Genomic DNA, 23,528 nt, shown 5'->3' on the forward strand with positions numbered 1-23,528 from the left:
CATGCGCACCGTTCTTTATATTCTCACAACGATGGCCGTGATTGGCCTCGCCTTCTGGGCCTACCGCGAGAATTATGCGACCCAGGCCGCCCTGGCCGACACGCGCGACCTGCGTCAGGACATCCGCGCCGCACACGAGCGGCTGGCCGTGCTGCGCGCCGAATGGGCCTATCTCAACCGCCCCGACCGGCTGCGCGATCTGGTCGAGATCAACTTCAACCGGCTGGAACTGCTGGAGATGCGCTCCGAGCAGTTCGGGCTGGTGCGCCAGGTGGCCTATCCGCCCGACCCGATCCTGCCGATCACCAACCCCGTTGACGTGATCCATATCGAAGACGAGAGCAGCCCATGATCCGCACGCCCCTGCGCCCGCTCGCGCGCATTCTGGATGCCCGCGCCAAGGGCGAAAACCCCGATGTGATCGAGCGCGAGAACATCCGCATCCGCCACGAGCAGATGCGCGACCAGGCCCGCCAGCGCGCCGAAGGGCGCCTTCTGGTGCTCGGCCTCGTCTTCGTGGCGGCCTTCAGCGTGATCGGTCTGCGCATGGGGGTGCTCGCCACCGCCGAGCCGATGGAGCCGCGCGCCGAAGCCCCGGGTGCCGTGATCCATGCGGGCCGCGCCGACATCGTCGACCGCCACGGGCGCCTTTTGGCCACCAATTTCGAAACCCATTCGCTCTACGCCCAGCCGCCGCAGATGGTCGACCCGGCCGCCGCCGCCCGCGGGCTGGCCGAGGTCTTCCCCGATCTCGATGAGAAAGAGCTCTTCGAGGATTTCACCGGCCCCCGCAAATTCATCTGGATCAAGCGCAAGATCAGCCCCGAACAGATGCAGGCAGTGCATGAGATCGGGGATCCCGGCCTGCTCTTCGGCTCGCGCGACATGCGGCTCTACCCCAACGGGCGGCTCGCCTCCCACGTGCTGGGCGGCGCGAGCTATGGCCGCGAGGGCGTGCATGCGGCTGAGGTCATCGGCGTCGCCGGCATCGAGAAATACTTCGATGCCCGGCTGCGCGACCCAGCCAACGGCAACCAGCCGCTGGCGCTCTCACTCGACCTCACCGTGCAGGCCGCCGCCGAGCGCGTGCTCGCGGGCGGCATGATGCTGATGAACGCCAAGGGTGCCACCTCCATCCTGATGGATGTGCAGACCGGCGAGGTGGTCAGCGTCGTCTCGCTGCCGAACTTCGACCCCAACGACCGCCCGCGCCCCGCGGTCAAGGGCGACCCGTCCGACAGCCCGCTCTTCAACCGCTCGGTGCAGGGCGTCTATGAGCTCGGCTCGACCTTCAAGATCTTCACCGTCGCCCAGGCGATGGACCTCGGCCTCGTGAACCCCGGCACGGTGATCGACACCAAGGGCCCGCTGCGCTGGGGCAAGCACCGCATTCGCGATTTCCGCTTTTACGGCAATGAGATGACGGTCTCCAAGGTGATCGAGAAGAGCTCCAACATCGGCACTGCGCGCATCGCCCAGCAGATCGGCGCCGCGCGCCAGCGTGCCTTCCTGAAGGAGCTGGGCATGCTCGACACCACCGGCTTCGAGATCGTCGAGGCCGCGACCGGCAAACCGCTGATGCCGAAAAACTGGTCTGAAATCAGCACGATGACCATCTCCTACGGCCACGGGCTCTCGACCTCGCCGATGCATCTCGCCGCAGGCTACGCTGCCATCGCCAATGGCGGGTACAGGGTGAAACCCACGATCCTGAAGCAGGACGGCCCGCAACTGGGCCCGCGCGTCTTCTCCGAGCAGGCCTCCCGCGCCGCGCGCAAGATGCTGCGCCGCGTGGTCACCGATGGCACCGCCAGCTTCGGCGATGTGGCGGGCTATGCGGTGGGCGGCAAGACCGGCACCGCGGATAAGCCGCGTCGTCGCGGCGGCGGATACTACGAGGACAAGGTCATCGCCACCTTCGCCTCGATCTTCCCCGCGCATGATCCGAAATACGTGCTGATCGTGACGCTGGACGAGCCCGTGGACACCATCGGAAAGGAGCCGCGCCGCACCGCGGGCTGGACAGCCGTGCCCGTCGCCGCCGAGATGATCAAACGCGTAGCCCCCCTGCTGGGTCTGCGCCCGACCGTTGAACCTGTGGAATTGACCGATATAAAGCTGGCGAACAACTAGAGCACGAGCCTGACGATATGCCTCGAACCGCTGATCTGGTTTGCCCTGCGGGTACAGCGGGGCGGCGTCTCCTTCCTAAGGGGAGAGTGGGGGGATGCCGTTTGGCGCGGCGTCCCGAAAACCCGCAAGGGGCGTGCATCGCGGTGAGGGCAGCGTCCGTCCGCGGGCGTCACGCTGAAAGCGCCCGCCCGGGGGGGCGGACGGGCGCTGCCCGGCGGTGCCCGCCGGGCGGGACATATCTGCGGGCCTCCGAGGCGTTCTCGCAAGGGTCGTCACCCCGCCGGAAGGCGCGCCCATGACCGGCGCCGCCAAACCCCTCTCCTCCCTGGGCCTCACGGCGCAAGGCGGGCGCAACCCGCAGGTCACCGGCCTCGCCGTGGACAGCCGCGAGGTGCAGGAGGGGTTCCTCTTCGCCGCCATGCCCGGCGCCAAGATGCACGGCGGCGAGTTCATCCGCTTTGCCCTGCGCATGGGCGCCGCTGCGGTCCTCACCGATGCGGACGGCGCCAAGATCGCCGCTGAGGAACTGGCGCAAAGCGACGCCGCCCTCATCGTCACCACCGCCCCGCGTGAGGCGCTCGCCCGCGCCGCCTCGCTCTTCTACGAGCGCCAGCCGCCGGTGATGGTCGCCGTCACCGGCACCAACGGCAAGACCTCGGTCAGCACCTTCGTGCGCCAGATCTGGCAAAAGCTTGGCCACGCGGCGATCAACCTCGGCACCACCGGCATCGAAGGCGCATGGAGCGCCCCGCTCGCCCACACCACGCCCGAGCCCATCACCCTGCACCGCGCGCTCGCCGAGGCCGCGGAGGAGGGCGTGACCCATTGCGCCATGGAGGCCTCCAGCCACGGGCTCGACCAGCGCCGCCTTGATGGCGTCACGCTCAAAGCTGCGGGCTTCACCAACCTCACGCAGGATCATCTCGATTATCACAAGACCTTCGAGGATTATTTCGACGCCAAGGCCGGGCTCTTTGCCCGGGTGCTGCCCGAAGACGCGAAGGCGGTGATCAACATCGAGGCCGAGCGCGGGGTGGACATGGCTGCCATCGCCAATGCGCGCGGCTGCCCCGTGGTGTCCGTGGGCCGCGACATCGGTGATTTTCATCTGGGCCGCATCCAGGTCGATGCCACGGGCCAGACCGTGCAGTTCTTTCATCTGAGCAAATCCTACGTCCGGCGGCTGAACCTGATCGGTGATTTCCAAGCGGAAAACGTGCTGCTGGCGGCGGGCCTCGTGATCGCCTGCGGCGAAAAGCCGAACGTGGTCTTCGACACCTTCGAAGACCTGCGCACCGTACGCGGCCGCATGCAGCTCGCCGCCACGCGCGACAATGGCGCGACCGTGTTTGTCGACTACGCCCACACGCCCGATGCCATCTCCACCGCGCTGAAAGCCCTGCGCCCGCATGTGGTCGGCCGCCTCATCGCGATTGTCGGCGCGGGCGGCGACCGCGACGCCACCAAGCGCCCGCTGATGGGGCAGGCGGCGGCGGAGAACGCGGATCTGGTGATCGTGACCGACGACAACCCCCGCACCGAGGACCCGGGCGAAATCCGCGCCTCGGTGCTGCTCGGCGCGCCCGAGGCACAGGAAGTCGGCGACCGCGCCGAAGCCATTCTGCGCGGGGTCGATGCGCTTGGGCCGGGCGATGCTCTGCTGATCGCGGGCAAAGGCCACGAGACCGGCCAGACCGTCGGCACCGATGTGCTGCCCTTCGACGATGCCGAACAGGCCAGCGTCGCCGTGGCCGCGCTCGACGGGCGCATGGCATGACCCTCTGGACCGCCTCCGACGCCGCCGCCGCCACAGGCGGGCAGGCCACGCGCGACTGGACGGCCACCGGCGTTTCCATCGACACCCGCACGCTGGAGCCCGGGGATCTCTTTGTCGCTCTGAAAGACCAGCGCGACGGCCATGAGTTCGTCGCCCAGGCGCTGGAGAAGGGCGCCGCCGCAGCGCTTGTGTCTCATCGTCCGGCGGATGTCGCGGAGGATGCCCCTCTGCTGATCGTCGAGGATGTGCTCGCGGGTCTCGAGGCTCTGGGCCGCGCCGCGCGGGCCCGCATGCAGGGCAAGGTCGCCGCCGTCACCGGCTCGGTCGGCAAGACCTCCACCAAGGAAATGCTGCGCGAGATGCTGCGCGTCCAAGGCCGCACCCATGCCTCCGTGGCCAGCTATAACAACCACTGGGGCGTGCCGCTCACCCTCGCGCGCATGCCGCAGGACACCGACTATGCCGTGATCGAGATCGGCATGAACCACCCCGGTGAGATCGCGCCGCTGGCGAGGATGGCGCAGCCCCACGTGGCGCTGGTGACCACCGTGGCCGCCGCGCATCTGGAAGCCTTCGACGACATCACCGGCATCGCGGTGGAGAAGGCCTCGATCTACGAGGGCGTGCTGCCCGGCGGCACCGCGATCCGCAACGCCGACATCGACACCGCCGAGATCCTCACCGCAAGGGCGCGGGACTGCGGCCTGGCCGACATCAGCTTCGGGGCAAACGGCGCGGATTTCACCCTGCTCAGGGCCGATCTTCAGGGCGACATGACCGTGGCGCAGGCGCGCCTGGGCGAGGTGCCACTGCTTTACAAAATCGCGTCGCCGGGGCGGCACTTTGCCATGAACGCCCTCGGTGCCCTGGCCGTGGTCTCTGCTCTGGGTGCCGATATCGCCCTGGCCGTGGGGGCCTTGGGGCGCTGGCGCCCCTACAAGGGCCGGGGCCAGCGCGAGCGCATCCACCTCGACGCCATCGAGCCCGGCATGACGCTCGACCTCATCGACGACAGCTACAACGCCAACCCCACCTCCATGGCCGCCGCCCTCGACGTGCTCGCCGCCGCCCCGGTGACCAACGACATCGGCCGTGTGGCGCGCGGGCGCCGCATCGCTTACTTGGGCGACATGAAGGAACTGGGCCCCGACGAGCACGCCCTGCACGCCGACCTCGCCAGGCTGCCCAGCCTGCAGAGCCTCGACGTGGTGCATTGCATCGGCCCGCTCATGCGCGCGCTCTACGATGTGCTGCCCGAGGCGCAACGCGGCGACTGGTTCGAGACCTCGGAGGAGGTGCTGCCCCTGCTGAACCGCCGCCTCGACAGCGGTGACGTGGTGCTCGCCAAGGGCTCGCTCAGCATGAAACTCGGCCTGATCGTTGACGCGATCCGCAAAATGGGGCACGCCCCGCTCGACGAGGAAGAAGGATAAGGCATGCTCTACTGGCTCACGCTCTGGTCCGACGGGGGGGATGTCTTCAACCTCTTCCGCTACATCACCTTCCGCGCCGGCGGCGCCTTCCTCACCGCGCTGGTCTTCGGCTTCCTCTTCGGACGCCCGCTCATCGCCGTGCTGCGCAAGCGCCAGGGCAAGGGCCAGCCCATTCGCGATGACGGGCCGGAAAGCCACTTCGCCAAGGCCGGCACCCCCACCATGGGCGGTCTGCTGATCGTGGGCGCGCTGGTCACCTCCACCGCCCTCTGGGCCCGGCTCGACAACCCCTTCGTCTGGATCGTGCTCGGGGTCACGCTCAGCTTTGCCGCCATCGGCTTTGCCGACGATTACGCCAAGGTCTCCAAGGGCAACCACAAGGGCGTGCCGGGCAAGGTGCGGCTGCTTCTGGGCTTCATCATCGCAGGGGTTGCGACCTATGCGGCGATGTATGTGCACGGGCTCAACGACATCGACCTCGCCGCCCGGGTGGAGAACTACGACCCGCTGGCAGGCCGCCTCGCGCTGCCCGTCTTCAAGGACGTGCTGCTCAACCTCGGCCTCTTCTTCATCCCCTTCGGCATGTTCGTGATCGTGGGCGCGGCGAACTCCGTGAACCTCACCGACGGGCTCGACGGGCTTGCCATCATGCCGGTGATGATCGCCGCAGGCACCCTGGGCGTGATCGCCTACGCCGTGGGCCGGGTCGACTTCACCGAATACCTCGACGTGCACTACGTGCCCGGCACGGGCGAGATCCTGATCTTCTGCGCGGGCCTCTTCGGCGGCGGCCTGGGGTTCCTGTGGTACAACGCACCCCCGGCGGCGGTCTTCATGGGCGACACCGGCTCCCTCGCGCTCGGCGGCGCCCTCGGCGCCATCGCGGTGAGCACCAAACACGAGATCGTCCTCGCCGTGGTCGGAGGCCTCTTCGTCGTCGAGGCCCTCTCCGTGATTATCCAGGTGCTCTACTTCAAACGCACCGGCAAACGCGTCTTCCTGATGGCGCCGATCCATCACCACTACGAGAAGAAAGGCTGGGCCGAGAGCACCATCGTCATCCGCTTCTGGATCATCTCTCTCATCCTCGCGATGATCGGCCTGGCCACGCTGAAAGTGCGGTAACCCTCCCGACTTCGATCAAAGGGCGGCCCCCGACCCTGGGTGGGGGTGAAGCCCCCTCCCGAGGGGAGGGTCGGGGGCTGCCCGGCGGTGCCGGGCGGGGCTTCCATTTCAAGGTAATCCGCCTAAAGTTGCTCTCGTATTTGGAGTAACTCGAATTGCTTGAAGACTTAGTTTCAATTCTGGAGCCGTACGGAGGGGCAGGAAGCGCCGTCGGCGGATTGATTGCAATCGTGCTTCTTATCTGGGGCATCTTGAAATGGCCATTTCAAAGAAACCGCCCGACCGATCTCAGCCCCGAAACAATAGAGAAGATCGCTGCCCCCAAAGCCAAGGACGGCCCCGCCCTCACGACCGCCGAATTCATCCGCATCCGCCGCGAGCTGAAAGCTGACCTTGAAGCTGAACTGGCCCAAGCCGCCGATGCAGAGAAGGCCCAGCTCACCGCTCGCATCGCCGAACTGGAATCCCAGATCGCCAACCCCGACGAGGCGCTGGCCGCCGCCAACAGGCGCATCGCCGATCTCGAAGCGCTGCTTGAACGCGAAGGCAACGAAATCGCCCCCGACCGCATCGCCGAGGCCCGCACCGCCCTTGAGGCGGGTGACTTCTCCCTCGCCGATGACCTCTTCGCTGAAATCGAAGCCCGCGCCGAGATGGAAGTCCAACGCGCCGCCCGCGCCGCCTTTGGCCGAGGTGAGGTTGCCGAACAAGAGGTGCGCTGGGCCGACGCCGCCGGGCACTACGCCCGAGCGGCGCGGTTATCGCCCACTTATGCTTCTTTGTACAAAGCCAGTCGCTTTGCGGAACGCTCTGGCGACTATAGCGCTGCCGCAGGCCACAGCGGCGCCTTGCTATCGCTCGCCCAAGCGGAAAACAATCAGGAACGGCTGTCAACTGCACTGAACGAACACGCTTTGAATACTAGGAAGCTTGGCCGGTTTGAGCAGGCGGAAGGGCTTTACCGCGAGGCGCTGGAGATTGACCGGGCGACCATCGGGGAGGGGCATCCGTCCTATGCGACCCGCCTCAACAACCTCGCGGGTGTGGTGGAGGCGCAGGGCCGGTTTGAGGAGGCGGAAGGGCTCTATCGCCAGGCGCAGGAGATTACCCGAGCGACCATGGGGGAGGGGCATCCGTCCTATGCGATCCGTCTCAACAACCTCGCGTTGGTGGTGCAGGCCCAGGGCCGGTTTGAGGAGGCGGAAGGGCTCTACCGCGAGGCCCTGAAGATTGACCGGGCGACCATCGGGGAGGGGCATCCGGGCTATGCGATTAACCTCAACAACCTCGCGGGTGTGGTGGAGGCGCAGGGCCGGTTTGAGGAGGCGGAAGGGCTTTACCTCGAGGCGCTGGAGATTGGTCGGGCAACCATCGGGGAGTGGCATCCGGAATATGCGGTCCGCCTCGGCAATCTCGGGCAGCTTCTCGGCCAGCAAGGCAAAGCCGCAGACGCACGCGAGATGCTGCAGCAAGGAATGGAGATTTTTCGCGCGACCCTGCCGCCGGATCATCCATATATTGCCGAGGTGCAACGCCGGATCGACGCATTGCCCCCGGACGAAGATTAAAGCCACCCACCGCGCGCTCTCTTAACCCCGCCCGAAACCGACCCTCGCACCGACGCAATACCGACAAAATACCGACGTGATACCGACGTGGCTTTTCGTGCCAGACCCCCTGTTAAGCATGGCGCGCGGTGCTGAGTCGCCGCAAACGTGGCCCGCATCCCCAGACCGCAGCGTTAACCACCTTGCCCCCGGGCGTTCCGGGCGGCAGTGTCGCGGCACCAGTGAAGGAGCCTGCGCGTGATTCCGGTCAGAGGTTTGCAAAATCACACCGTTGCCGTTCTGGGCCTGGGCCGGTCGGGGCTCAGCGCCGCGCGGGCGCTCGCGGCCGGGGGGGCTGTCCCGATCTGCTGGGATGACAACCCCGCTGCCAAGGCGCGCGCCGAGGCCGAAGGCTTCACCTGCCGACCCTTCAAATCAGCGCGCGATTTCGACGAGATCGCCCGGTTGATCGTCAGCCCCGGCATCCCGCATCTCTACCCCGACCCCAACCCGGTGGTCGCCGCGGCACTGGAGGCGGGCGTGCCGGTCGACAACGATATTGGCCTGTTTTTTCAATCCTTTGCAACAGAGGCCTGGGCCAGGTTCGACGTCGCTCCGCGCGTCGTTGCGGTTACCGGATCGAACGGCAAATCCACCACCTCGGCGCTCATCCACCACATCCTCGAGCACGCCGGGCGCCCCTGTCAGCTTGCGGGCAACATCGGGCGCGGCGTGCTCGATCTCGAGCCGCCAGTGGAGGGCGAGGTGGTGGTGCTGGAGCTCTCCAGCTATCAAACCGAGCTGGCCCGCAGCCTGACCCCGGATGTGGCCGTCTTCACCAATCTCTCGCCCGATCACCTTGACCGTCATGGCGGTATGGGGGGCTATTTCGCGGCCAAGCGGCGCCTCTTCGCGGAGGGTGGCCCGGACCGCGCGGTCATCGGGGTCGACGAACCCGAGGGGCGCTATCTCGCGGGCCAGCTCAGCGAGGGCCGTGCGGACGACCGGGTGATCCGCATGTCGGTTGACCGAAAGCTGACGGGGCCTGGCTGGCAAGTCTTTGCCCGAAAAGGGTTTTTATCCGAATACCGCAAGGGCAAACAGGCCGCGTCGATCGACTTGCGGCAGGTGCCGGGTCTGCCGGGCGCGCATAATCACCAGAATGCCTGCGCCGGTTATGCCGTCTGCCGGGCCTTGGGTCTTGGGCCGAAAGTGATCGAGGCGGCGTTCCACAGCTTTGGGGGCCTGCCCCACCGCAGCCAGTTGGTGGGGGAGAAGGACGGGGTGCGGTTCGTCAACGACAGCAAGGCCACCAATGTGGATGCGGCCGCCAAGGCGCTTGCCGCTTTCGAGAACATCCGCTGGATCTGCGGCGGGCTTGAGAAGGAGGGCGGGCTGGCCGCGCTCGACACCGCCACGGTGCGCAAGGCCTATGTCATCGGCCGCGAGGCGGCGGGCTTTGCGCTGAAGCTGCCCGTGGAGGCGGAGGTCTGCACCACCATGGCCCGCGCGGTGGAACAGGCGGTGGCCGAGGCCGAGCCGGGCGATGTGGTGCTGCTCGCACCTGCCGCGGCGAGCTTTGACCAATATGACAACTTCGAGCGGCGTGGCGACGATTTCGTGGCCGAGGTGGCGCGGTATCTCTGACCGCCGTGCGGGCTGCACCGTCGGACGCCTCCGGCGGGAGTATTTTTCGAAGAATGAAGGGCTTACGCGCTCAGCGCCCCGGCGGCGGCCATGGCCGAGGACCACGCCCACTGGAAGTTGTAACCGCCCAGCCAGCCGGTCACATCCACCGCTTCTCCGATGAAGAAGAGGCCCGGGACGGTCTTCACCTCCATGGTTTTCGCCGAGAGCGCATCGGTGTCGATGCCGCCCAGCGTCACCTCGGCGGTGCGGTAGCCTTCGGTGCCGCCGGGCTTCAGACGCCAATCCGAGAGCCGGGCGCAGATCTCGGCGAGGCGACTGTCGGATTGATCCGCGAGGTTGCCGCAGAGTTGCATCTCGGGCGCGAGATGATCGACGAGCCGGGCCGGAAGATGCGCGGCCAATGCGGTGGTCAGGCTGCGGCGACCCGAGGCGGCGCGCTGAGTTTTCAGCGCAGTGAGCAGGTCGGCCGTCGGGCTCAGATTGACGGAAATCTCTTCGCCCTCGCGCCAGTAGGACGAGGCCTGGAGGACCGCGGGGCCCGACAGCCCACGATGTGTGAAGAGCAGCGCTTCGTCGAAGCTCTGCGCCCCTGCCGTGACCCGCGCCGGAGCGGCTACGCCGGAGATTTCTGCAAAGCGCCTTTCTGGGAAAGTGAAGGGGACCAGCGCGGGGCGCGTCTCGGTCACGGCGAGGCCGAACTGGGTGGCGACTTCATAGGCGAGGCTGGAGGCGCCCATTTTAGGAATGGATTTGCCACCGCTGGCCATCACGAGGGTCTTGGCCAGCACCTCGCGCGTGCTGGCATCCTCGGTCAGAGTGAAGCGGAAGCCGTCGGGTGTCTTGGCAAAATCGCTGGCGGTGGCCCTTAGCCGCAGGTCCACACCGTTTTGCTGCATCAGCCTGCGCAGCATGGCGATGATCTCCTTCGCAGAGGTGTCGCAGAAGAGCTGGCCGAGGGTCTTTTCGTGCCAGGCGATGCCGTGCCGGTCGACGAGGTCGATGAAGTCCCACTGGGTGTAGCGGGCCAGAGCGGATTTCGCGAAATGCGGGTTGCGCGACAGGAACGCATGCGGGGCGCAATGCAGGTTGGTGAAGTTGCAGCGCCCGCCGCCCGAGATGCGGATTTTCTCGCCCGGCGCCTTGGCGTGATCGACGATCAGCACGCGCCCCGGCGCGTGGGCGGCACACATCATGCCAGCGGCGCCTGCGCCTATGATTGCCACATCCACTTGCATCGCCGCCAACTGGCGTGAAATGCGCGGGATGGCAAGCCTTCAGGCTAGCGCAGTGGACAAAATGACGCTAGGGTGCGGCCAGCAGACCTCGAACAACGGGGCGCTTGAGGCAGTGTAACGATCTAAGGCAGACCCCATGACGGAAATGGTCTATGGCGCAGTCCCGGTTCGCGATGGCGAGCCTATTCTGCCCAAATGGTGGCGCACCATCGATAAATGGTCGATGTCCTGCATCCTCATGCTCTTCGCCGTGGGGCTTCTGCTGGGTCTTGCGGCCTCACCGCCGCTGGCGGCCAAGAACGGGTTCGAGCCCTTCCACTATGTGCAGCGGCAGGCGGCCTTTGGCGGGATCGCCCTGATGGCCATGATCATCACCTCGATGATGTCTCCGGTGCTGGTGCGACGGCTGGCGGTGCTGGGCTTTCTGGTGGCCTTTGTCGCCTTGGCGCTTCTGCCCTTCTTCGGCACCGACTTCGGGAAGGGTGCTGTGCGCTGGTACGGTCTGGGATTTGCCGCGATCCAGCCGTCGGAGTTTCTCAAGCCCGGGTTTGTGATCGTCGGCGCCTGGATGATGGCCGCGTCGATGGATCTCAACGGCCCGCCCGGGCGCACATGGTCCTTCGCGCTCTGCCTTGTGATCGTGGCGCTGCTGATCCTGCAACCGGATTTCGGGCAGGCGTGCCTGGTGCTCTTCTCCTGGGGCGTGATGTATTTCGTGGCCGGCGCGCCCATGGTGCTGCTGGTCGGCATGGCGCTGCTGGCTGTCTTCGGCGGCACCGTGGCCTATTCCAATTCCGAGCATTTCGCGCGGCGGATTGACGGCTTTCTGAACCCAGACATCGACCCGCGCACACAGTTGGGCTATGCCACCAACGCTATTCAGGAGGGCGGCTTCTTCGGTGTCGGCGTTGGCGAGGGGCAGGTGAAATGGTCTCTGCCTGACGCGCACACGGATTTCATCATCGCGGTCGCGGCCGAGGAATACGGGCTCATCCTCGTCCTGGTGATCATCGCGCTCTACGCCACTGTGGTGGTGCGTTCGCTCATGCGCCTTGTGCGCGAGCGGGATCCGTTCATCCGCCTCGCGGGCACCGGCCTCGCCTGTACATTGGGCGTGCAGGCCATGATCAACATGGGCGTTGCCGTGCGCCTGCTGCCGGCCAAGGGCATGACATTGCCGTTTGTCAGCTACGGCGGGTCCTCCGTCATCGCCAGCGGTCTGGCCGTGGGGATGCTGCTGGCGTTCACCCGGACCCGACCCCAGGGTGAAATCAGCGACCTGCTGGTGCGAGGCCGCAACCGATGAGCGCGCAGCCCCTCCTGATGATCGCCGCGGGCGGCACCGGCGGGCATATGTTTCCCGCGCAGGCGCTGGCCGAGGCGATGCTCCAGCGGGGCTGGCGCGTGAAGCTCAGCACCGATGCGCGCGGGGCACGCTATACCGGCGGGTTCCCCCATAGCACCGAGATCACCCAGATCAACAGCGGCACCTTCGCGCGCGGCAATATCCTGGCCAAGGCCTTGGTGCCGTTCCAGATTGCCGCTGGCGTCGCGGGCGCGCTCTGGAGCATGTGGCGCGACCGGCCGAACGTGGTGGTGGGGTTCGGCGGCTACCCGACCATCCCCGCCCTGTCGGCCGCAGTGGCCCTGAAACTGCCCCGGATGATCCATGAACAAAACGGCATCCTGGGGCGGGTCAATGCGCTTTTTGCGTCGCGCGTGGATGCCTTCGCCTGTGGCACCTGGCCGACCGATTTGCCGGAGGGGGTCGAGGGCTATCACACCGGCAACCCCGTGCGCCGCGCGATCCTCGACCGGGTCGAGGCGGGCTATATCTCGCCGGGGGACTACCCGATGGAGCTGCTCGTGATCGGCGGCAGCCAGGGCGCGCGCGTCTTGAGCGATGTGATCCCGCCTGCGATTGCCGCCTTGCCCATGGCGATGCTCAAGAACATCCGCGTCAGCCATCAGGCTCGCGAGGAGGATCAGGAGCGCGTCGCCGCTTTCTATGCCGACAGTGGCATCCAGGCCGAGGTACAGCCCTTCTTCCACGATGTCCCCCGCCGTATGACCGAGGCGCAATTGGTGATCAGCCGGGCAGGGGCCTCGTCGGTGGCCGACCTCACGGTAATCGGGCGCCCTTCGATCCTCATTCCCTTCGCCGCCGCCACAGGCGATCACCAGACGGCAAATGCACGCGGGCTGGTTGAGGCCGGGGGGGCCATTATGATCCCCGAAAGCCGGCTGGAGGTGGATGCCGTGGCGGAACAGATCCTCGCGGTACTGGACAATCCCGACGGGGCGATGCAGATGGCGCGCTCGGCGGCAAAATGCGGCAAACCGGATGCCACCGAGGCGCTGGTGGCCATGGTCGAACAGCTGGCAGCAAAGGGGCAAGAGACATGAGCGCAGCAACCAAACTGCCCGGTGACGTCGGGCCCATCCATTTCGTCGGCATCGGCGGTATCGGCATGTCAGGCATCGCAGAGGTGCTGCTGAACCACGGCTATACGGTGCAGGGCTCGGACCTGAAAGCGACCCCCATCACCCAGCGTCTGGAAGAGCTGGGCGCTCAGGTTTTCGAGGGCCAGAGCGCTGAGAATGTCGTTAATGCCGAGGTCGTGGTGATCTCCTCTGCCATCAAGCCGGGCAATGCCGAGTTGGACGCCGCCCGCGCCCAAGGTCTGCCCATCGTGCGCCGGGCCGAGATGCTGGCGGAGCTCATGCGGCTGAAATCCAATATCGCCGTCGCCGGGACGCACGGCAAGACCACGACGACCACGATGGTGGCCACGTTGCTTGATGCGGGCGACTTCGACCCCACGGTCGTGAACGGCGGCATCATCCACGCCTACGGCTCGAACGCCCGGGCGGGCGAGGGTGAGTGGATGGTCGTCGAGGCCGATGAGAGCGACGGCACTTTCAACCGCCTGCCCGCGACCATCGCAATTGTCACCAACATCGACCCCGAGCATATGGAGCACTGGGGCGATTTCGACACGCTGCGGCAGGGATTTCTGGATTTCGTCTCCAACATCCCCTTCTACGGCGTCGCGGTCTGCTGCACCGATCACCCGGAGGTGCAGGCGCTGGTGGGCAAGATCACCGACCGCCGCGTAATCACCTATGGGTTCAACGCCCAGGCCGATGTGCGCGCGGTCAACCTGACCTACAAGAACGGCATCGCGCATTTCGACATCGCCCTGCAGGCCGAAGACATCGTGGTGGAAGATTGCTCGCTGCCTATGCCGGGTGATCACAACGTCTCCAACGCGCTCTCAGCCGTCGCCGTGGCCCGGCATCTGGGCATGAAGGGCGAGCAGATCCGCACGGCGTTAGCCAACTTCGGCGGCGTTAACCGGCGCTTTACCCGGGTCGGAGACGTTGAGGGCGTGACGATTATTGATGATTACGGCCACCATCCGGTGGAGATTGCCGCGGTGCTGAAAGCCGCGCGGCAGGCGACGGACGGCCGCGTAATCGCTGTGCATCAGCCACACCGCTATACGCGTCTGTCGAGCCTCTTTGACGACTTCTGCGCCTGTTTCAACGACGCTGATGTGGTCGGTATCGCCGAGGTCTATGCCGCCGGCGAAGACCCCATTGAAGGCGCCAGCCGTGACGATCTGGTCGCGGGCCTCATCCGCCACGGCCACCGTCACGCCCGTGCCGTGGTGGGCGAGGACGACCTCGAACGCCTCGTGCGCGAACAGGCGAGCCCCGGCGACATGGTCGTCTGCCTTGGCGCAGGCACCATCAGCACCTGGGCCAACGGCTTGCCAGCCCGTTTGCGCAAAGGGGCCGCATGATGCTGCTCTGGGCCTGCATTGCCTGGGTCCTTGCCTCGGCGCTTGTGGCCATGCTGCCCATGCGCCACCAGTATGTGCCGGGCGTGGTCCTGCTCATCGCAGCGCCTGTTCTGATCCTCTGGGTTGCCGCGGCGTACAGCTGGTGGGCCGCCGCCCTCGCGCTTTTTGCCTTTGTATCCATGTATCGTAACCCGTTGCGCTATTTTGTTGCGCGCGCGCGCGGTCAAAGACCGGAGATCCCGAAATGAGCCTGTCTCTCATCCTGGCGGCCGTCTGGGCCGTGGTCGCCAATGTGCTGGCGATGACGCCGAGCAAGGACCAGCACTGGCGCAACGCCTATATGCTGATCACCGTGGGCATCCCGATTGTAGGTTACGTGACCTGGCAGCATGGGCCCTGGGTCGGCATTCTGGTGATGGCGGCGGGCATGTCGGTGCTGCGCTGGCCGGTCATCTATCTGGGGCGCTGGATCAAACGCCGCACCCTTCACCGATGACGCAGATGCCTGACGTGCGGGGCCGCCTGACGCCCAACCGCGCGCTCAGCGATCTGACCTGGTTGCGCGTGGGCGGCCCGGCAGACTGGTTCTTTCAGCCCGCGGATCTCGACGACCTCCGCCAGTTCCTGGCCGCGCTGCCGGACGAGGCGGCGGTGTTTCCCATGGGCGTCGGCTCCAACCTGATTGTGCGCGACGGGGGGCTGCGCGCGGTGGTAATCCGGCTCGGGCGCGGGTTCAACGGCACTGAGATTGATGATGCCCGTGTCACGGCCGGGGCGGCTGCGCTGGATGCGCATGTGGCCCGGAAAGCGGCGGATGCGGGCCGCGACCTGACCTTTCTGCGCACGATCCCCGGCAGTATTGGCGGGGCCCTGCGCATGAATGCGGGGTGTTATGGCAGCTACATCGCGGATGTTCTGGTCGAAGCGCAGGCGGTGACGCGCAGCGGGGAGGTCACAACGCTGACACCTGAGGATCTGGACTTCGCCTACCGGCATAGCGCGCTGCCTGACGGCTGGGTGTTGACCGCGGCCACTTTCGACGCGCCTGCCGGTGATCCGGGCGCTCTGCATGCCCGCATGGACGAGCAGCTTGCCAAGCGCGACGCCACCCAGCCGACAAAGGACCGCAGCGCGGGCTCCACCTTCCGCAACCCGGCGGGATTTTCCTCGACAGGCCGGACGGACGATGTGCATGACCTGAAGGCCTGGAAGGTGATCGACGACGCCGGATTGCGCGGCGCGCGGCAGGGCGGGGCGCAGATGAGCGAGAAGCACCCCAACTTCCTGATCAATACCGGTGACGCCACGGCCGCAGACCTGGAGGGATTGGGCGAGGCGGTCCGAAAAAAGGTTTACGCTCAAAGCGGGATCACGCTAGAATGGGAAATCATGCGCGTGGGTGAGGCTGGCCCCGTGGATTAACGGCGCGTTAACCACGATCCACCCAGACTGCGGGCAAAAGAGAGACGGTGAACCGGCGCAAAAGCCGGACGCATGAGGCAAAATCAAGGGCACGGAAAGGCCCGGCAAAGAGGCACGAACGTGGGTCAGTCGAGCAGGACACCCCAACGCGTGGCGGTATTGATGGGCGGCCCTTCGGCGGAGCGCGAAGTGTCGCTGTCGAGCGGGACAGCCTGCGCTGCCGCCCTGCGGGGAGAAGGATACGAGGTGGTCGAGGTCGATGCGGGCCCCGACCTCTGTTCCGTTCTGGCCGATCTCAAGCCCGACGCCATCCTGAACTGCCTGCACGGCCGCTGGGGCGAGGATGGCTGCGTCCAGGGTCTGCTCGAATGGGTCGGTATCCCCTATTCCCACTCCGGTGTTCTGTCCTCCGCGCTGGCCATGGACAAGCAGCGCAGCAAGGCAGCCTTTGCCGCCGCTGGCCTGCCCGTGGTCAGCAGCGTCATGGCGCCCGCGAACGAGGTCCGCACCCGCCACGTGATGAAGCCGCCCTATGTGGTGAAGCCCAACAACGAAGGCTCCTCGGTCGGCATCTATCTGGTGCACGACTGGGCCAATGGCCCACCGCAGCTTTCCAAAGATATGCCCGCGCAGGTGATGGTCGAAACCTACGCCCCGGGGCGCGAACTGACGACCACAGTGATGGGCGACCGGGCGCTGACGGTGACCGATATCCTCACCGAGGGCTGGTACGACTATGACGCCAAGTACAAGCCCGGCGGCTCGCGCCACGTGGTGCCAGCCGATGTGCCGTCCGAAATCTTCGATCTCTGCATGGACTATGCCCTGCGTGCGCATGAGGCTTTGGGCTGCCGCGGTGTCAGCCGCACCGATTTCCGCTGGGACGAAGCTCGGGGCACAGACGGCCTGATCCTGCTCGAGACCAATACGCAACCCGGCATGACCGAAACCTCGCTCACCCCCGAACAGGCGCAGGCCTGCGGCATGAGCTTTGGCCAGCTTTGCGCCTGGATGGTGGAGGACGCCTCATGCGATCGCTGAAACGGCGCCGCCCCGGGCCCTGCGATCCCGCCCCCTCCCGCTGGGCCTGGCGGATGCAGCGGCTGATGCTGACGCCGGCGTTCCTGGTGATGCTGCGCGCGGGCGTACCGCTGGCACTGACCCTCGGAGCGGCGATCTGGTGGCTCTCGGACGCCGCCAACCGCCAGATGATCCACGACACCGTGGCCGAAGCCCGCGCCAGTTTCGAGACACGGCCTGAGTTCATGGTGCAACTGATGGCCATCGACGGAGGTGACGACGCGCTCGCCGAAGATATCCGCGAGGTCGTGCCGCTGGATTTCCCCATCAGTTCCTTCGATCTCAACCTCAAGGACATCCGCGACACCATCGCCGGGCTACCGCCTGTGAAGACCGTTGGCGTGCGCATTCGACCCGGCGGGATTCTGCAGGTCGACGTGACGCCGCGCACGCCGGTCGCGATCTGGCGCAGCGCCGCCGGGCTCACGCTGATCGACATCACCGGGGCCCATCTGGGCAAGCTTGGCAAACGCATGGAGCGCGCCGATCTGCTGGTCGTGGCGGGCAAAGGGGCCGAGACCGAGGTCAGGGAGGCGCTGGATCTCTACCGCGCCGCGGCCCCCCTCGGCGGACGCCTGCGCGGCCTCGTGCGTATGGGCGAGCGGCGCTGGGATGTGGTGCTCGACCGCAACCAGCGCATCCTGTTGCCCGAGGAGGGCGCGGTGGAGGCGCTCGAACGGGTGATCGCGCTCGACGCCGCGCAAGACATGCTGGCCCGCGACATCGCGCGGGTCGATCTGCGGCTGGGCGCGCGGCCCACGGTGCAGATGAGCGAACAGGCCGCCACGCTGTGGTGGGAAATCAAGAAAGTTTCAGGGCAGTAGACAATGAATTTTTACGAAAGCCAGCGCCAGATGCGGAACATGCGCAAAGCGGCCATGCAGCGGGGCGTGGTCGCTATTCTGGACGTGGGCAGTTCGAAGATCTCCTGCCTTGTGCTGCGGTTCGACGGCAGCGGCGATCTGGGCGAAGAGGGTGAGATCGGCTCGCTCGCCGGTCAGTCGCAGTTCCGCGTCATCGGGGCGGCCACCACCCGGTCTCGCGGCGTCCGGTTCGGCGAGATTTGCGCGATGCCCGAGACGGAGCGTGCGATCCGCACCGCCCTTCAGGGCGCGCAGAAGATGGCGGGCATCCGGGTCGATCACGTGATCGCCTGTTTCGCGGGGGCCGATCCGCGCTCCTACGGCCTCGACGCCGAGATTGCACTTGAGGGCGAGGCGGTCGACGAGCAGGACGTGGCGCGCGTGCTCGCCGCCTGCGATGTGCCGGACTACGGCGCGGGCCGCGAGGTGCTGCACGCCCAGCCGGTGAATTTCGCGCTGGATCATCGCTCCGGCCTCAGTGACCCCCGCGGCCAGTTGGGCAATGCGCTCTCGGTGGACATGCACATGCTGACGGTCGACGGCGCAGCCATCCAGCATCTCGCCCATTGCATCAAGCGCTGCGATCTGGAGCTCGCAGGTATCGCCTCCTCGGCTTATGTCAGCGGGATTGCCGCGCTCGTGGAAGATGAGCAGGAACTGGGGGCGGCCTGCATCGACCTCGGCGGTGGCGCCACCGGCGTGTCGATCTTTATCAAGAAGCACATGATCTATGCAGACAGCGTGCGTATGGGGGGCGATCACGTGACCGGCGACATTTCCATGGGGTTGCAGATCCCCATGGCCATGGCCGAACGGATCAAGACGATGCACGGCGGTGTACATGCCACCGGCATGGATGACCGCGAGATGATCGAGATCGGTGGCGACACCGGCGATTTCGAGCATGACCGCCGCACCGCGAGCCGCGCTGAAGTGATCGGCATCATGCGCCCCCGGGTCGAGGAAATCCTCGAAGAGGTGCGCGCGCGGCTTGATGCCGCCGGGTTTGACCATCTTCCGAGCCAGCAGATCGTGCTCACGGGCGGCGGCAGCCAGATCCCCGGCCTCGACGGGCTCGCCAGCAAGATCCTCGGCCAGCAGGTCCGCCTGGGCCGCCCGCTGCGCGTGCACGGGCTGCCGCAGGTGGCAACCGGCCCGAGCTTTGCCTCCGTTGTGGGGCTGACGCTGTTCGCGGCCCATCCGCAGGACGAATGGTGGGATTTCGACATCCCCGCCGAGCGCTATCCCGGCAGGTCCCTCAAGCGCGCGGTGCGCTGGTTCCGGGACAACTGGTGAGAAGAATCACGGGTGACGCACCAAAGCCGGTGTGTTACCAAAGAGTTAAGGCCCGAGAGAGGTCCAAGGCGGTCGAGCAGTCGTCCGTATGTGTAAACCAAGCGCGACTCGCGCAACGCAGGTCCGGCCTGCGACCGATTCCCTTGCGCGCAATCTAGTGCCTGCCTGGCGCAATTGCGCGACATCTTGCCGGTCTGCCCCGCCAACAGGGGGAGGAGACCGGTTTTGGCCCATATTTTGTGGCAAATTTGCGTTTTTTGCGTGACCCTAGGGCGGTCAACAGCTAGGGTTGAGCTGGAATAGGCACCCAAAAAAGCCCGCGAATGCGGGGCAGCAGCACAGGCGGATATACTCATGACCCTTACCCTTTCCATGCCCGGACAGACCGACCTCCGGCCCCGCATCACAGTCTTCGGTGTTGGCGGTGCGGGCGGCAACGCGGTCAACAACATGATCGAGAAAGAGCTGGACGGGGTGGAGTTCGTGGTGGCGAACACCGATGCGCAGGCGCTGCAGCAGGCGAAGTCGGACAACCGCGTGCAGCTGGGCATCAAGGTGACCGAAGGGCTCGGCGCGGGTGCGCGCGCCTCCGTCGGCGCCGCGGCTGCGGAAGAGAGTATCGAGCAGATCGTCGACCATCTGGCTGGCGCCCATATGTGCTTCATCACGGCGGGCATGGGCGGGGGCACCGGCACGGGTGCCGCCCCGATCATCGCGCAGGCTGCGCGGGAGTTGGGTGTGCTGACCGTCGGTGTGGTGACCAAACCCTTCCAGTTCGAAGGCGCCAAGCGCATGCGGCAAGCCGAGGACGGTGTGGACGCGCTGCAGAAGGTGGTCGACACGCTGATCATCATCCCGAACCAGAACCTCTTCCGCCTCGCCAATGAGAAGACGACCTTCACCGAGGCCTTCTCCATGGCCGATGACGTGCTGTACCAGGGTGTGAAGGGCGTGACCGACCTGATGGTGCGCCCCGGCCTGATCAACCTCGACTTTGCCGACGTGCGCGCCGTGATGGACGAGATGGGCAAGGCAATGATGGGCACCGGCGAATCCGATGGCGAGGATCGCGCGATCCAGGCGGCGGAGAAGGCGATCGCCAACCCGCTGCTCGACGAAATCAGCCTGCGCGGCGCGAAAGGCGTGCTCATCAACATCACCGGAGGCCATGACCTCACACTCTTCGAGCTGGACGAGGCCGCGAACCGCATCCGCGAAGAGGTCGACCCCGATGCCAACATCATCGTTGGCTCGACGCTCGATACCGATATGGGCGGCACCATGCGGGTGAGCGTGGTGGCGACAGGTATCGACGCCACGGACGTGAACACCGACGTTCCCGTGCCGCGTCGCTCCCTCTCGGAGCCGCTGAAGCAGATGGTCTCGGTCGAGGAAGATGCGCCAGTTGCCGCCATGGCCGACATGCCGGAGCCTCAGCACAGCGTTGCCGCTGAAGCAGCGGAGGAGCCTTCGCTCTTCAGCCAGATGGATGAGGACCGCAGCGTCACGTCCGAACCAGCGGAGCCCGAGTTCACACCGAGCCTTGTGGATGTCGCTGACGACGATCTGCCTGCACCGGCCTATCAGCCACAGGTCGCCGCATTCGAGCCCACCCGCGTCGACGCCCCCGCCGAGCCTGACAGCTTTGTCGCGCCTCGCGCCCCGGCGCCCGGAACCCCCTCGCCCGAGGCGATGGCCCGCCTTCGTGCGGCAGCTCAAAAGGCAGCACCACAGCCGGCACCGCGCCCGGCTCAGGTGCCAACTGCAGCGCAAGGGGACCGTCCGCGCTTCGGGATCAACTCGCTGATCAACCGGATGACGGGCCAGGCCGAAGCGGGCTCCCCCGCCGCGCCGCGCCAGCAGCCGCCCGTGCAACAGCGCGCAGCAGAGCCTGCGCAGGTGCCTCAGGATCAGGTCGATCCGGATCAGGAACGGATCGAAATCCCTGCATTTCTGCGTCGGCAAGCGAACTGAATCCTTCACGAATTCAGGATAGTGGGTCGCCATCGGGCGGCCCCTTTCTTTTTAATCTCAGGGAGTTAGGTGGGTACAGGCGTGTTTGCGCTCAATTGTAACAGTAGTGTTTCAGTCCGTTGCAAAGATTGAGTTGAGCCCGCAGGGCGCAATCCCTAACTACGATGCCAATGGGGCCGAAGGGCTCAGAGGAAGTGTGGGACAATCGTGCAGACAACTATAAAATCCCCCATCAGCTTTTCGGGCTGTGGTCTTCATACCGGTCGCAAGGCTGTCGTGACCATCCGTCCGGCAACAGCCGAGCATGGCATCTGGTTTTCGCGGGCGGACGTTGCCGTCGGCGACAGACTGATTCCGGCCCGCTGGGATGCGGTGCTGCGCTCGCCGCTGTGTACCAAGATCGAAAACGCCGCTGGCCTGCAGGTCTCGACCGTCGAACATATCATGGCGGCGCTGGCAGGTTGCGGTGTGCACAATGCGCTGGTTGAGATTGACGGACCCGAAGTGCCGATCCTTGATGGCTCCGCGGCGCCCTTCGTGCGTGGCATTATGCAGCGCGGCCTGCGCATTCTGCCCGCACCGGTCCGGGCCTTTGAAGTCTTGAAAACCGTGACGGTCACCGATGGGGAAGCCTCGGCCACGCTGGCTCCGGCGCAGACGTTGCGGATTGATTTTGAGATTGATTTCGCCGACGCCGCCATCGGGTATCAGAAGAAATCGCTGACCATGAACAATGGCAGCTTTGCACGGGAACTCTGCGACAGCCGCACCTTCTGCCGCCAGGCGGATGTGGATGCGATGCGCGCCAATGGTCTTGCTTTGGGCGGCACCTCGGGGGAAAACGCGGTGGTCTTTGACGGCGACCGTGTGGTGAGCCCCGGTGGCCTGCGTCACGAGGACGAACCCGTGCGCCATAAGATGCTGGATGCGCTCGGCGATCTGGCGCTGGCGGGAGCTCCGCTCATCGGCCATTACACAGGTGTGCGCGCCGGTCACTCGCTGACTAACACGCTGCTGCGCCGCCTCTTTGCCACGCCCGATGCGGTGCGCATGGTGGTTTGTGACCGCAGCACGGCGAGCCGCCTGCCGGGCTATGGCCTCGTCTGGGACGAAATTCCAGCCGTTGCGTAATTGGCCACCGCCGTATGCGCGACCCTGCGGCCAGACCTCGCTTGCACAGATATGACACCTGCGGTCACAAAGCGCGCAATGGGCGTTTTGCCCGGGAATTTTCTATGCTAGGACCTCGAAGGTGCACGCAGCGGGCTGCGTCGGGGTTTGAGACGAAGGTGGCAAAGCATGAGTAGGCTTGGGTCGCGAAAGCGGGTGATCACGACACTTCTGGTGGCAGCACTGGTCGCAGGGTGTGGGGGTGGCGACAGAGGTGCTCCGCGCAACTTCTTCAATCCCGAAGAGATCCCTCTCGAGACATATTCCGCGGAACAGATTTTCGAACGCGGTGAGTTTGAGCTGAACCGCAGCCGCCCTGATGATGCCGCCTTCTTCTTCTCCGAAATCGAGCGACTGTATCCCTATTCGGACTGGGCGCGGCGCGCATTGATCATGCAGGCGTTTTCCTATCATCGCGATCAGGACTACCCCAACAGCCGCTCCGCCGCGCAGCGGTTTATCGACTTCTACCCCGAAGACGATGATGCAGCCTATGCACAGTATCTGCTGGCACTCAGCTACTATGATCAGATCGACGAAGTTGGCCGCGACCAAGGGCTGACCTTCCAGGCGCTGCAGTCACTGCGCGAGGTGATCGAGCGCTATCCGGAGAGCGACTATGCCCGCTCCGCCATTCTGAAATTCGACCTCGCCTTTGACCATCTCGCCGGCAAGGAGATGGAGATCGGACGCTACTATCTGCGTCGCAATCACTATACAGCAGCGATCAACCGCTTCCGCGTCGTGGTAGAGGATTTCCAGACGACCACCCATACGCCCGAAGCCTTGCACCGGCTGGTCGAGGCCTATCTCTCGCTGGGTCTGACCGACGAGGCACAGACGGCGGGGGCAATCCTGGGGTTCAACTACCGCTCGACCGACTGGTATGAGGACAGCTTTGCGCTGCTCACCGGGCAGGGTCTGACGCTTGAAGCGGCGGGTGACAGCTGGCTGCGGCAGGTCTATCGCCAGACGGTGAAGGGCGAATGGCTCTGATCCCATGGTCATGACGGG

Annotated in this window: 20 protein-coding genes; 19 read left to right on the plus strand and 1 reads right to left on the minus strand. The window is 65.8% G+C overall.

Going from position 1 to position 23,528, the window contains the following annotated elements:
* Window position 1: 1 nt before the first annotated feature.
* From Q1A71_RS00895 to murD, 7 genes are all read left to right on the plus strand, one after another.
* Window positions 2-352: a cell division protein FtsL gene (locus Q1A71_RS00895; protein WP_299670730.1), complete on the plus strand. Its 351-nt coding sequence runs from the start codon at window positions 2-4 to the stop codon at window positions 350-352.
* A complete protein-coding gene (locus tag Q1A71_RS00900) occupies window positions 349-2,133 on the plus strand; it encodes a penicillin-binding protein 2 (protein WP_299670731.1) in 1,785 nt (594 codons plus the stop codon). Before Q1A71_RS00895 ends, Q1A71_RS00900 begins: the two co-directional genes overlap by 4 nt.
* A 295-nt stretch (window positions 2,134-2,428) precedes the next feature.
* Window positions 2,429-3,910 carry a UDP-N-acetylmuramoyl-L-alanyl-D-glutamate--2,6-diaminopimelate ligase gene (locus Q1A71_RS00905; RefSeq protein ID WP_299670732.1) on the plus strand — a complete coding sequence of 494 codons (1,482 nt, stop codon included), beginning with the start codon at window positions 2,429-2,431 and terminating at the stop codon, window positions 3,908-3,910.
* Window positions 3,907-5,343, plus strand: a complete 1,437-nt coding sequence (gene murF, locus Q1A71_RS00910) for a UDP-N-acetylmuramoyl-tripeptide--D-alanyl-D-alanine ligase (RefSeq protein WP_299670733.1) — start codon at window positions 3,907-3,909, stop codon at window positions 5,341-5,343. The genes Q1A71_RS00905 and murF overlap by 4 nt, the downstream gene beginning before the upstream one ends.
* A gap of 3 nt (window positions 5,344-5,346) precedes the next feature.
* Window positions 5,347-6,468: a phospho-N-acetylmuramoyl-pentapeptide-transferase gene (gene mraY, locus Q1A71_RS00915; RefSeq protein WP_299670734.1), complete on the plus strand. Its 1,122-nt coding sequence runs from the start codon at window positions 5,347-5,349 to the stop codon at window positions 6,466-6,468.
* 230 nt (window positions 6,469-6,698) lie between these two features.
* Window positions 6,699-8,036, plus strand: coding sequence for a tetratricopeptide repeat protein (locus Q1A71_RS00920; protein ID WP_299670735.1), 1,338 nt, complete (start codon window positions 6,699-6,701; stop codon window positions 8,034-8,036).
* 237 nt (window positions 8,037-8,273) lie between these two features.
* Window positions 8,274-9,662: a UDP-N-acetylmuramoyl-L-alanine--D-glutamate ligase gene (gene murD, locus Q1A71_RS00925; protein ID WP_299670736.1), complete on the plus strand. Its 1,389-nt coding sequence runs from the start codon at window positions 8,274-8,276 to the stop codon at window positions 9,660-9,662.
* A gap of 62 nt (window positions 9,663-9,724) precedes the next feature.
* On the opposite strand, the gene Q1A71_RS00930 is transcribed toward murD, so the two are convergent.
* Complete coding sequence (locus Q1A71_RS00930) at window positions 9,725-10,900, minus strand: NAD(P)/FAD-dependent oxidoreductase (RefSeq protein ID WP_299670737.1); 1,176 nt, start codon at window positions 10,898-10,900, stop codon at window positions 9,725-9,727.
* Between the two features lie 136 nt (window positions 10,901-11,036).
* On the opposite strand from Q1A71_RS00930, the gene ftsW reads away from it, so the two are divergent.
* From ftsW to Q1A71_RS00990, 12 genes are all read left to right on the plus strand, one after another.
* A complete protein-coding gene (ftsW, locus tag Q1A71_RS00935) occupies window positions 11,037-12,206 on the plus strand; it encodes a putative lipid II flippase FtsW (protein ID WP_299670739.1) in 1,170 nt (389 codons plus the stop codon).
* Complete coding sequence (locus Q1A71_RS00940; protein WP_299670741.1) at window positions 12,203-13,306, plus strand: UDP-N-acetylglucosamine--N-acetylmuramyl-(pentapeptide) pyrophosphoryl-undecaprenol N-acetylglucosamine transferase; 1,104 nt, start codon at window positions 12,203-12,205, stop codon at window positions 13,304-13,306. The genes ftsW and Q1A71_RS00940 overlap by 4 nt, the downstream gene beginning before the upstream one ends.
* Entirely contained in the window at window positions 13,303-14,709 is a 1,407-nt protein-coding gene (murC, locus tag Q1A71_RS00945; RefSeq protein ID WP_299670743.1) for a UDP-N-acetylmuramate--L-alanine ligase, read from the plus strand. The genes Q1A71_RS00940 and murC overlap by 4 nt, the downstream gene beginning before the upstream one ends.
* Window positions 14,709-14,957 (plus strand): DUF2484 family protein, encoded by a 249-nt coding sequence (locus Q1A71_RS00950; protein WP_366140208.1) that lies wholly within the window; start codon window positions 14,709-14,711, stop codon window positions 14,955-14,957. Before murC ends, Q1A71_RS00950 begins: the two co-directional genes overlap by 1 nt.
* On the plus strand, window positions 14,954-15,205 hold the full coding sequence (locus tag Q1A71_RS00955) for a DUF2484 family protein (RefSeq protein ID WP_299670747.1): 252 nt from the start codon (window positions 14,954-14,956) through the stop codon (window positions 15,203-15,205). The genes Q1A71_RS00950 and Q1A71_RS00955 overlap by 4 nt, the downstream gene beginning before the upstream one ends.
* Window positions 15,202-16,131 (plus strand): UDP-N-acetylmuramate dehydrogenase, encoded by a 930-nt coding sequence (murB, locus tag Q1A71_RS00960; RefSeq protein WP_299670749.1) that lies wholly within the window; start codon window positions 15,202-15,204, stop codon window positions 16,129-16,131. The genes Q1A71_RS00955 and murB overlap by 4 nt, the downstream gene beginning before the upstream one ends.
* Window positions 16,132-16,251: 120 nt before the next feature.
* Window positions 16,252-17,172, plus strand: coding sequence for a D-alanine--D-alanine ligase (locus Q1A71_RS00965; protein WP_299670751.1), 921 nt, complete (start codon window positions 16,252-16,254; stop codon window positions 17,170-17,172).
* Window positions 17,160-18,035, plus strand: coding sequence for a cell division protein FtsQ/DivIB (locus Q1A71_RS00970; protein ID WP_299670752.1), 876 nt, complete (start codon window positions 17,160-17,162; stop codon window positions 18,033-18,035). The genes Q1A71_RS00965 and Q1A71_RS00970 overlap by 13 nt, the downstream gene beginning before the upstream one ends.
* 30 nt (window positions 18,036-18,065) lie before the next feature.
* A complete protein-coding gene (ftsA, locus tag Q1A71_RS00975) occupies window positions 18,066-19,370 on the plus strand; it encodes a cell division protein FtsA (RefSeq protein ID WP_299671937.1) in 1,305 nt (434 codons plus the stop codon).
* A gap of 354 nt (window positions 19,371-19,724) precedes the next feature.
* Complete coding sequence (gene ftsZ, locus Q1A71_RS00980) at window positions 19,725-21,344, plus strand: cell division protein FtsZ (protein WP_299670754.1); 1,620 nt, start codon at window positions 19,725-19,727, stop codon at window positions 21,342-21,344.
* Between the two features lie 207 nt (window positions 21,345-21,551).
* Window positions 21,552-22,475, plus strand: a complete 924-nt coding sequence (gene lpxC / locus Q1A71_RS00985; RefSeq protein WP_299670756.1) for a UDP-3-O-acyl-N-acetylglucosamine deacetylase — start codon at window positions 21,552-21,554, stop codon at window positions 22,473-22,475.
* A gap of 168 nt (window positions 22,476-22,643) precedes the next feature.
* Entirely contained in the window at window positions 22,644-23,510 is an 867-nt protein-coding gene (locus Q1A71_RS00990) for an outer membrane protein assembly factor BamD (protein ID WP_299670758.1), read from the plus strand.
* Window positions 23,511-23,528 lie beyond the last annotated feature (18 nt).

The organism is uncultured Roseobacter sp., from assembly GCF_947493125.1.
Classification (GTDB): domain Bacteria; phylum Pseudomonadota; class Alphaproteobacteria; order Rhodobacterales; family Rhodobacteraceae; genus Roseobacter.

Excerpts from the sequence above, each read along its gene's own strand:
- Q1A71_RS00905 (WP_299670732.1), top strand. The coding sequence starts at position 2,429 with ATGACCGGCGCCGCCAAACCCCTCTCCTCCCTGGGCCTCACGGCGCAA.
- Q1A71_RS00990 (WP_299670758.1), top strand. The coding sequence starts at position 22,644 with ATGAGTAGGCTTGGGTCGCGAAAGCGGGTGATCACGACACTTCTGGTG.
- Q1A71_RS00930 (WP_299670737.1), bottom strand. The coding sequence starts at position 10,900 with ATGCAAGTGGATGTGGCAATCATAGGCGCAGGCGCCGCTGGCATGATG.
- mraY (WP_299670734.1), top strand. The coding sequence starts at position 5,347 with ATGCTCTACTGGCTCACGCTCTGGTCCGACGGGGGGGATGTCTTCAAC.
- ftsA (WP_299671937.1), top strand. The coding sequence starts at position 18,066 with ATGCGGAACATGCGCAAAGCGGCCATGCAGCGGGGCGTGGTCGCTATT.
- Q1A71_RS00950 (WP_366140208.1), top strand. The coding sequence starts at position 14,709 with ATGCTGCTCTGGGCCTGCATTGCCTGGGTCCTTGCCTCGGCGCTTGTG.
- Q1A71_RS00895 (WP_299670730.1), top strand. The coding sequence starts at position 2 with ATGCGCACCGTTCTTTATATTCTCACAACGATGGCCGTGATTGGCCTC.
- Q1A71_RS00900 (WP_299670731.1), top strand. The coding sequence starts at position 349 with ATGATCCGCACGCCCCTGCGCCCGCTCGCGCGCATTCTGGATGCCCGC.
- murB (WP_299670749.1), top strand. The coding sequence starts at position 15,202 with ATGACGCAGATGCCTGACGTGCGGGGCCGCCTGACGCCCAACCGCGCG.
- Q1A71_RS00955 (WP_299670747.1), top strand. The coding sequence starts at position 14,954 with ATGAGCCTGTCTCTCATCCTGGCGGCCGTCTGGGCCGTGGTCGCCAAT.
- Q1A71_RS00970 (WP_299670752.1), top strand. The coding sequence starts at position 17,160 with ATGCGATCGCTGAAACGGCGCCGCCCCGGGCCCTGCGATCCCGCCCCC.
- murC (WP_299670743.1), top strand. The coding sequence starts at position 13,303 with ATGAGCGCAGCAACCAAACTGCCCGGTGACGTCGGGCCCATCCATTTC.
- murF (WP_299670733.1), top strand. The coding sequence starts at position 3,907 with ATGACCCTCTGGACCGCCTCCGACGCCGCCGCCGCCACAGGCGGGCAG.
- Q1A71_RS00940 (WP_299670741.1), top strand. The coding sequence starts at position 12,203 with ATGAGCGCGCAGCCCCTCCTGATGATCGCCGCGGGCGGCACCGGCGGG.
- ftsW (WP_299670739.1), top strand. The coding sequence starts at position 11,037 with ATGACGGAAATGGTCTATGGCGCAGTCCCGGTTCGCGATGGCGAGCCT.
- ftsZ (WP_299670754.1), top strand. The coding sequence starts at position 19,725 with ATGACCCTTACCCTTTCCATGCCCGGACAGACCGACCTCCGGCCCCGC.